Raw genomic sequence first — 1511 nt, 5'->3', positions numbered from 1 at the left:
GCCACCGGGGTCGGTGCGAGCCCACGCCCCCGGCCGCCGGAACGGGCCTGCCTGTGCTTGGCCATGGGATTGGTACGAGCCCACCCCCCGCCGCCGGAACGCGCCTGCCCGTCCCCGGCCCCCGGAGCCCGGCGGCGAGGGGAGAATGGGCGCGTGACCTACCGCTATCTCGTCCTCGGGCCCACCCGGGTGCTCCGCCCGGACGGCGCTGAGACCGGACTGGGCGGCGCCCGGATCAGGGCATTGCTGGCCGCGCTCGCCGCCGGCGGCGGACGCCCTGTGGCGGCCGGTGCGCTGACGGCCCGGATATGGCACAGGGACGAGGGGCGGCCCGCCGACGAGACCGCAGCCCTCCAGGCTCTCGTGGGACGGCTGCGCCGGACCATCGGACCGCAGGCGGTGGAGCTGACGCCCGGCGGCTACCGGCTGACCGCCGACCAGGACGACATCGATCTCTTCCGGTTCGAGACGCTCACCCTGCGCGGCACGGCGGCCCTCGAAGCGGAACGCCCCGCCGAGGCGGCCGTCCTCCTCGACGAGGGCCTCGCCCTCTGGCGCGGCCCCGCCCTCGCCGATCTGCCCGACCGGCAGACCGATCCCCTCGTGATACGCGCGGAGCAGCGCCGCTCGGAGGCCCGCCACGGCCGAATCGCCGCCGAGGTCGCCCTCGGCCGGGCCTCCGGAGTACTCACCGAGCTCACCGCGCTCGCGGCCGAGACCCCGCTCGACGAACCCCTTCAGGCCCTGCGCATCCGGGCCCTCGCCGCGTCGGGCCGCCCCGCCCAGGCGCTTCAGGCGTACGAGGAGACCCGGACCGCGCTCGTCGAACGGCTGGGCACGGACCCGGGCGCGGAGCTGCGCTCCCTGCACGCCGGGCTGCTGGCCGAGGCCCGGCCCCCGCTCCCGGCGCGGCACCCGCTCCCCGCCCCCGCCCCGGCCCCCGCCCGTGGAAATCTGCGCGCCCGGCTCACCTCCTTCATCGGCAGAGAGCGGGAACTCGCCGATCTGGCCACCGTCCTGCGCACCCACCGGCTGGTGACCCTCATCGGACCCGGCGGGGCCGGGAAGACCCGGCTCGCGCTGGAGACCGCCGAACAGCTCGCCCACCACGCGCCCGACGGGGTCTGGGCGGCCGAACTGGCCCCCGTACGCGACGCGGCGACCCTCCCCGAGGCCGTGCTGACCGCGCTCGGCGGGCGCGAGCCGCAACTGCGGGCGGTGGAGCGGCATGGCGACGATCCTCTGGTGCGGCTGGTCGAGCACTGCGCGCGTCGGCGGATGCTGCTGGTGCTGGACAACTGCGAGCATGTCGTGGAGGCCGCCGCCGCCCTCGCCGAGCGCCTCCTGGAGCACTGCCCCGGCCTCACCGTCCTGGCCACCAGCCGCGAGCCCCTGAACGTCCCCGGCGAACTCGTCCGCCCCCTCGACCCCCTCCCCGCCCCCACCGCCCTGCGCCTGTTCGCCGAACGCGGCGCCGCCGCCCGCCCCGGCTTCCACACCGACGACGACCC

The 1511-nt window shown here is 77.2% G+C and carries 1 protein-coding gene; it reads left to right on the top strand.

The window, feature by feature from the left end:
* Positions 1 to 153: 153 nt before the first annotated feature.
* A partial coding sequence (locus FF041_RS27460) for an AfsR/SARP family transcriptional regulator (RefSeq protein ID WP_323392868.1) occupies positions 154 to 1511 on the top strand: 1358 nt, incomplete at its 3' end.

The sequence above is a fragment of the Streptomyces jumonjinensis genome, assembly GCF_009600885.1.
In the GTDB taxonomy this organism is placed as follows: Bacteria; Actinomycetota; Actinomycetes; order Streptomycetales; family Streptomycetaceae; genus Streptomyces; species Streptomyces jumonjinensis.
The sequence above is the reverse complement of the archived record's forward strand: the minus strand, read 5'-3'. Positions and strand labels throughout refer to the sequence as shown.